Origin of the sequence: Sphingopyxis sp., assembly GCF_035565275.1 — a bacterium.
Classification (GTDB): Bacteria; Pseudomonadota; Alphaproteobacteria; order Sphingomonadales; family Sphingomonadaceae; genus Sphingopyxis.
Map to the genome: position 1 here is coordinate 1 of NZ_DATMST010000238.1, position 7,186 is coordinate 7,186.

Here is a 7,186-nt window from a genome sequence, read left to right on the forward strand (position 1 = left end):
GTAAGCGTGGTCAGGAAGCCGCCATCGATTAGCTGTCGCGGGATTTAGCGTCGGCGTAGGCGGCTCTTCCCTGTGCTCGTCGCTTGGCGAGCTTCGCCATGCGTGCGTTGATCTCGTCGGCGCCGATATCGGTGGGATCGAAGACGCCGCCATACCATTGCACCATGGATGCGCGCTCGGGATGGCGCGGCTTGGCCATGGCATTGAGGAACTCTTCAAACCCCGGGGTTCCGCCGACATCTTCGGGCGGGGCTCGTCGTTCGCCATCGACGAAGCGCGGGTAATCGATGCCGGGGATGGCGGGTGTGATCTCTTCGATCTCGATACGATGTCGCCAGTTGTCCCCGAAATCATAGGTGTAGGTGAAGCTGGTGATGCCGCGCTCGACGAGCTTGCCGATGCGCATATTGGCGGCATCGCGGGTGCGGACCATGAAAGCGTCATCATCATCGAAGCGGATGCCATAGGCGGCATCGCCGACGTCGAAACGGAACAGATGGTAGTTCTCGAAGAGCATGCAGGCCTGGATCGCGAGGTGCAGGGTCTTGAGGCTGTTGGTGACGGGAAGTTCGACACGGCGCCAGATGGCGGGCTTCATGTCTTCGAGCGTGATGCGAATCCGTGCGATCTGGTCGGTCATGCCGCCATGCTGACGGGTGCGCTTTGCGCTGTCCAGTTCCACGGCATGAGCTCGTCCCAGCGGGAGGCGGGCCAGCCCGATGCGATCTTCTCGATGACATCGGCGATATAGGCCTGCGGCTCGACGCCGTTGAGCTTGGCTGTCTCGATGACCGAGTAGGTGGCAGCGGCGCGTTCGCCGCCAGCCTTCGATCCGGCGAACAGCCAGTTCTTGCGGCCGATCGCGATGGCGCGGATCGCGCGCTCGGCGATATTGTTGTCGATCTCCGCGATGCCGTCATCGATGTAGCGGGTGAGCGCATCCCAACGCTTGCGGCCATAGGCAAGCGCCTTCGCCATCGCCGACTTGGGCGACAGACGACGCAGGGCGTCGTCGATCGCGCCGCGAAGCGCATCGATCTGCGGCCTGGCTTGCTCCTGTCGTTGTCGGCGCCGGATATCGGGCGGCTGGCCGCGCACATCCTCTTCGATCCGGTAGAGCCCGGCGATACGTGTCAGCAGGTCGGTGGTAAGCGGCGTCGGGCTCGTCTGGTGGCACTCGAAGATCTTGCGGCGAAAGTGTGCCCAGCAGGCGACCTCGCGGATGCGGTTGCCTTCATAGAGCTTCTCATATCCGGCATAGCCGTCGGCCTGGAGAAGGCCGGTGAACGATCTGAGCTCGCTCTGCGGATGGATGCCGCTGCGATCAGGGGTGAACCGATACCAGGCGAGTGCCGGGGTTGCGGCGCCCGATGCGCGATCATCGACGACATAGGCCCAGAGCCGTGCCTGCGCGGTGCGGCCCTTGCCGGGCACGAGCATCGGCACCGGCGTGTCGTCAGTGTGCAGCTTGGCGGCCTTCAGCCCTTCTTCGCGGATGCGGCTGACGATCGGGTCGAGCAGATGCGCGGCCTGGCCCGCCCAGCCGGCGAGGGTGGAGCGATCGATGTCGATACCCTGCGCTGCCATCATCTCTGCCTGGCGGTAAAGCGGGAGATGATGATCGAACTTGTTCACGACGACATGGGCGAGCGTGGCAAAGCTCGCCTTACCGCGTGCTATCGCCTTCGCTGGCGCCGGTGCCTGGACGATCTTCTCACAGGCGCGGCAGCTATACTTGGGCCGCACGGTGCGGATGACGCGCCACTGGATCGGGGCGACGTCGAGTTGCTCGTCGCGGTCATCGCCCAACGGACGCAGCGCGCCGCCGCAATCGGGACAGGTGCAACTGCCGGCCTCGGGCTCGATCCGCCGTTCAGCGCGCAGCAGATGATCGGGCAAGGCGCGCACCGGCGATACCCGCTCGGCGGGCACCCTGTCGGTCGTTCGGCTATCCGCGACCTCGGCTTCGCCTTCGAGTTCTTCGAGAGCGAGCTCGAGCTGTTCGATCTGCAGCGCGAGCTTCTCCGACGACTGGCCGAAGGTCATGCGTCGGAGCTGGGCAAGCTGGTGCCGCAGGGTATCGATCAGCGTATCGCGGGCCGCGAGAGCGGCTTCGAGCTCGGCGATCCGGGCGTCCTTGTCGATGCTGGAAGAGGCTGGTTCCGACACCCCGGACGCCTAGCAAAAGCGGCGCCGCGATGCCAGTAGAACCCTCACTAATCCGCCACTTTTTACCCTGCAAGCAGGGGCGCCGCGGTGCGTTCGGGACGCCGCCAGTCGATGCCCTCAAGCAGCATCGAAAGCTGCGCCGCGGTGAGGCTGACTTTGCCCGCCTTGGTGATCGGCCAGATGAACCGGCCCCGGTCCATGCGCTTCGAGAACAGGCACAGGCCCTGGCCGTCATACCAGAGCAGCTTGACCAGATCGCCGCGCTTGCCGCGGAACGCGAACAGCGCGCCCGAGTGCGGACTCTTCTCCAGCACCTGCTGCACCAGCACCGCGAGACCATCGAACCCCTTGCGCATGTCGGTGGCGCCGCAGGCCAGATAAATGCGCGTTGTCGGTGGTAACGGGATCATCGGGCAAGGACGGACAACACCCGTGCCAGCGCATCGGCATCAACCGCCGCGTCGACGGTGAGCCGCACGCCTGACGGCAGCTCGATCCCGATCTGGCCGCTGCCTGCCGTCGCGGTGGCCGGCACCGACACCTCGACCTCGGCGAACGATGGCACCGGCGTGCGCTTCGCTCCCGTCAAATCACCCGCCAGTGCTTGCCGGCGCCACGTATAGAGCATCCCGCTGCCGACCGCGTGTCGCTGGCACGTCGCCGAGACCGAGCCGTCAGGGCCGAACGCCTCGCGCAGGATCGACAGCTTCTGATCCACCGACCAGCGACGACGCCCGCCCACGACCGCGATCCGACTGCTCATATGATCACTCATATGACCGGTCGTAAGAGCACTCGCTCCCGTCGCCGCGATATCCTCGTTCATCACCGCTCCTCGCAAAGAGCGGCTATCAGCACCGCGCAGCAGCTTCCTGCAAGGCGGCCTTCAGGACACGCTTACGATCGGCCGACATCGGGCGCGAAGCGGATGTTCATGATGCCGTCTTGGTCGGCTCGATTTCGACCGAGCAAGCCACGGGCTTCTTCCGCCGATTGGCCTGCTTCTGGCAGGCTTCAAGGTCCTTCTCATTTTGGGCGTGGATTCGAGATGCCCGTGCCAGCGAGTTCCAGCGCTCGGGGTCTGCCGCCTGCATCAGCCGAACGCCGGCGCCCCACATATCGCGGGAGAGAAGATTGGCAGCGCGTCGCTCGGGCCATTGCCAGCTTTCGGGCACCGTGCGATCGATGACGGGCGGTATCGTGCATCCGGCAACAAAAGCGAGGACCGCTGCGATCCCGGCGCCGATGGCAATCCATCTGTTCTGCTCGTCGCGGATGCGCGCGGCGCCGAGCCGCCACGCCAGCGAGCGGGCGACTTCTTCGAGTTGATTCTGGGCACTCTGCCATTTGGCATGATCGTCCGCTCGCACGCGGGCGCCTGCAGTGCCCATCTGTTCGGAGAGCCGGTCGGGCGTCAGCTGAAGGACCGGCTGGCGTGCGAGGTTCGCGAGCTCTTCGCTCGTTTCCTCGAACCTCCGGTCGATTTTCGCAAGGTCCTCGCTGTAATCGCGGCCGACGAGCTCGTCCTGTCGATCGGCGAAGCGGTCCACCGCTCTCGTCAGCGTGGATATGCGGCCCGACAGTCGGCCAAAGGCTACATCGAGCGCGACGTCATCGGCAGCGATCAGATCATCGCCGGTTTCTTCAGGTGTGTTTTCGGTCATGATCGGAGGCTTACAGCCCCAACCCAAGCGAACGCGAGGGGCGGAGATAATCCTGGAGCGCCTGAGACACCGATCCTTTCTCAAATGATTTCAGACCGAGGTCGTGGGTGCGGTTCCGCAGCAGCGACTCGAGCTGTGGGTCGCGGTGCAGGCTCTTCGCCATGTCGTTAAGCTCTGCCCCGACACGCTTCGCGCCTGCATGGTCATAGGCCGCCTTGTGTTCGCGCAGCGCCGTCGATCGTGCCTGCCATTCGGCAACGAAACGGTCGGCGCGCGCCGGCGCATCGATCCGCAACCTGGTCTCGGCGCGCATCGCTTCCGTCGCACGCTGCGTGCGGCCCGCTACCGCCTCGTCGGCGAGCGAGGGATCCTTACGGAGCGCCGCGGCAAGATCCCTGGCTCCTCCGCTGCTGAGTGCATCGACGTCGCGGGCCGCAGCCTCAAGGCTTCGCTGCTGGTGGCTGATCGGAGACAGCCCTTTGGCGTGCATGCGGTCGATATCGCGCTGGGCGCGGGCATAGCGTTCGACCGCCTTGTCGAGCGGATCCCGCGTCGGCGTGGCGTCGAGGCCGCGCGCGCTGACACGCATCTTTGCTGGCCGTTTCTCAGGTCGCCGCTCGGGCGCGGCGTCGCCGAGCGCCGCCCGCGAAACGGTCAGCTTCAGGCCGTCGAACATGCTTCGCTTCGGTTCGGCCGCCTTCGGAGACTGCTCGGTCCCGATATTCCTGGCACGATAATCGCTCGCCATGTCCTTGCCGCGTTCGCGACCGAGCGTGCGCACAAGCTTTGCCTGACTGGCGAAGTCGTCGCGGCCGTAATGCACGTCAACCCTGTCGCGGTGCCGCGACATGGCGACATAGGCGCCGTGCCGGTCCATGCCCGGCGTCGCCAGCAGCTGCACGCGATCGACCGTCATGCCCTGCGCCTTGTGGATCGTCGCCGCATAGCCATGATCGACATGGGCATAGTCCTTCAGATCGAATGCGACGCGTCGCCCGTTGTCGAGGGCCACCGCCATGCTGGTCGAATTTGCAGACTGCACTGTGCCGAGCGAACCATTCTTCACGCCGAGGTCGCGCTCATTCTTCAGGAACATGATGCGGTCGCCCGCAGCAAAGGCACGCTTGCCGCGCTCGATAGTGATCGTGACCTCATTGCCGAGCGCCCCGCCCGCCTTCAACCGTTCGCGCACGGCGTCGTTGAGCTGCTCGCGCTCGTCATTCGTGTGGGTGAGGATAATCCGGCTGGCATCGGGATGCGCCTGACGATCGCGATCCCACGCATCGACCAGTTCCGCCCGCGCGGCTTCGCGCGTGTCGGACGCGTGAACAAGACCGGCTTCTGCATAACGCCCGATCGCTTCTCCGGTCCGCCCCGTTGCGAGCTCGCGCGTCGCCTCTCGCTGCCAGTCCTCCTGCTGGCGGCGGATATCCATGATCTCGACAGCACCGTGACGTTCGGCAGCGTCGCGGAACGCCGCACCGGCCTCGATCGCCTGCAGCTGCTCGGGGTCGCCAACGAGAACGACCTTGGCGCCCTGACGTTCGGCTTCGGACACGACGCGCTCGAGCTGGCGGGTACCGACCATCCCGGCTTCGTCGATCACGAGGATGTGATTGCTTGTCAGCCGCTCGCGATCCTGTCCCCATTGATGTTCGAGGCTGGCGAGCGTCCGTGACGCGATCCCTGAACCTTGCTCCAGCCCCTCGGCGGCGATGCCCGACAGCGCTGCACCCTGTACCTGATAACCCGCCGCTTCCCACGCCTCGCGGGCAACGCCGAGCATCGCGCTCTTCCCAGTTCCGGCATAGCCGATGACATTGCTGATCCCGCGCGAGTTGGTGACATGTTCAAGCGCGCCGCGCTGCTCAGCAGAGAGGTCGAGGCCCCGCGCCGAAGCACTCACCAGAGCCCGTTCGCGATGGCGTTCGGCAACAGCATGATTGCGGCGGGCGTCGAGGGTTGCGGTAGCGCGGTCGAGGCGCTGCTCGGTTTCGATCATTGATTTTGACGTGAAACGGTCTTCGCCGCGCCCGTCCTTGCCGAGCGCGATCAGTTCTGGCGACCCTTTTACCGCCGACATCACCGCATCGAACTGCTCCTTGCCGTCGCTGTGGCGGTGGGCGAACATCGCGAGATCGCGGGTCGTGAACGTCGCCTGCCTGTGCGTGATCGCATCGAGCGCGATGGCGGGATCCGCGATGATCCTGTCTCCGTTCGACCGGGCGATCTCGATATGTTCGCAGACGCGATCGGCGTCGAGGCCATCTGCAGCCATGCGCGACGCCGCCGGGCCGATCTTGTGCTGCGGCTCGAGGTCGATCCCCTGCGCTTCGAGGGTCCGATGATCGACGCGCGCGTCGATATCGAGCGATGCCAGCCGTTCGTTGACATATTCCGCCCAAGCTTCGCGCCAATAAGTGAGAAGCTCGGTGCGGTTCCACTCGCGCACCTTCGCGCCGAACTCGGCGCTGCCATCCCCTTCGATCTTGATCTCGCGCATCGTCAGCATGACATGCGCGTGCGGCTTCGCCTGCCCATCGGCGCCGATGTCCCAATGGACATTGAGATCGGCGATCATGCCCCGGTCGACGAACTCGGCTTGTACAAAATCACGAGCAAGCTCGATCCCCTGCGTTTCGCTGATCTCGCGCGGGATCGCGAACTCGATCTCGCGGGCGAGCTGGGCATCCTTGCGAAGCTCGGCAGCCTCGACATCGTTCCAGAGCTGCTCGCGATCCTGCCAGCGTTCGTCCGCCCCTTCGGGAAGCAGCACTTCGCTATGGACGACGCCTGCCTTGTTCGAGAAGTCATGGCTGCGACCCAGCCGTTCGTCGTGGAGCCGGTCGGCCGAACGATAGGCCGCGGCGGCGACCGCGCTGCTGCCGGCGGCGCGGGAAATGACTTTTGCCGAGAAATGGTAGATCGCCATGGCGATCGTCCATTTACGGCAAAACGAGCACGTCGGCACGACGTATAAGCGCGCCCTCACACGATTTCATCGCGCTCGGGATCACAAAGTCGCAAGAGATTTCAGCGCCTTGTAAGCGCTTGTGACTCGGCATAGCTGGTTCGTTCGACCCCATGAACATGGAAGGACAGATGATGCGTAAACCGCGTGATTTCGACGCCGAACTCCAGGCGCTCACCGACAAGGCCAAGGCGCTCAAGGCGAGGAAGCAAGGTCAGCTTGGCGAACTGGTCATCGCCACAGGAGCCGACGACCTGTCGATCGAGCAGTTGGCAGGCGCGCTACTCGAAGTTGTCGGTGCAGACGCGGCGCGGAAGGAGGCGTGGCGCAAGCGCGGCGCAAGCTTCTTTCGCGGCGACGGCGCCCGCGCTCGCAAGGGGGC

7 protein-coding genes are annotated in these 7,186 nt (G+C 65.0%); 1 reads left to right on the plus strand and 6 read right to left on the minus strand.

Translation table 11 applies throughout. From position 1 onward, the window contains the following. Window positions 1-28: 28 nt before the first annotated feature. From VN047_RS16370 to traA, 6 genes are all read right to left on the minus strand, one after another. Window positions 29-640 carry a plasmid pRiA4b ORF-3 family protein gene (locus VN047_RS16370; RefSeq protein WP_037555259.1) on the minus strand — a complete coding sequence of 204 codons (612 nt, stop codon included), beginning with the start codon at window positions 638-640 and terminating at the stop codon, window positions 29-31. After that, window positions 637-2,169: an IS66 family transposase gene (tnpC, locus tag VN047_RS16375; RefSeq protein ID WP_313910972.1), complete on the minus strand. Its 1,533-nt coding sequence runs from the start codon at window positions 2,167-2,169 to the stop codon at window positions 637-639. The genes VN047_RS16370 and tnpC overlap by 4 nt, the downstream gene beginning before the upstream one ends. 62 nt (window positions 2,170-2,231) lie before the next feature. Then, window positions 2,232-2,579, minus strand: coding sequence for an IS66 family insertion sequence element accessory protein TnpB (tnpB, locus tag VN047_RS16380; RefSeq protein ID WP_137754517.1), 348 nt, complete (start codon window positions 2,577-2,579; stop codon window positions 2,232-2,234). Further along, window positions 2,576-2,995, minus strand: a complete 420-nt coding sequence (gene tnpA / locus VN047_RS16385; RefSeq protein ID WP_246427310.1) for an IS66-like element accessory protein TnpA — start codon at window positions 2,993-2,995, stop codon at window positions 2,576-2,578. The genes tnpB and tnpA overlap by 4 nt, the downstream gene beginning before the upstream one ends. Window positions 2,996-3,101: 106 nt before the next feature. Continuing rightward, window positions 3,102-3,833, minus strand: coding sequence for a DUF6118 family protein (locus VN047_RS16390; protein WP_325544525.1), 732 nt, complete (start codon window positions 3,831-3,833; stop codon window positions 3,102-3,104). A 10-nt stretch (window positions 3,834-3,843) separates the two neighbouring features. After that, a complete protein-coding gene (gene traA / locus VN047_RS16395) occupies window positions 3,844-6,765 on the minus strand; it encodes a Ti-type conjugative transfer relaxase TraA (RefSeq protein ID WP_325544527.1) in 2,922 nt (973 codons plus the stop codon). Window positions 6,766-6,938: 173 nt separating this feature from the next. On the opposite strand from traA, the gene VN047_RS16400 reads away from it, so the two are divergent. After that, on the plus strand, window positions 6,939-7,186 hold a 248-nt coding region (locus tag VN047_RS16400), incomplete at its 3' end, for a conjugal transfer protein TraD (protein ID WP_325544529.1).

What these genes read in the sequence shown, in the direction of transcription:
- tnpA (WP_246427310.1), bottom strand. Translation starts at nt 2,995, where the DNA reads ATGAACGAGGATATCGCGGCGACGGGAGCGAGTGCTCTTACGACCGGT.
- VN047_RS16370 (WP_037555259.1), bottom strand. Translation starts at nt 640, where the DNA reads ATGACCGACCAGATCGCACGGATTCGCATCACGCTCGAAGACATGAAG.
- VN047_RS16390 (WP_325544525.1), bottom strand. Translation starts at nt 3,833, where the DNA reads ATGACCGAAAACACACCTGAAGAAACCGGCGATGATCTGATCGCTGCC.
- traA (WP_325544527.1), bottom strand. Translation starts at nt 6,765, where the DNA reads ATGGCGATCTACCATTTCTCGGCAAAAGTCATTTCCCGCGCCGCCGGC.
- tnpB (WP_137754517.1), bottom strand. Translation starts at nt 2,579, where the DNA reads ATGATCCCGTTACCACCGACAACGCGCATTTATCTGGCCTGCGGCGCC.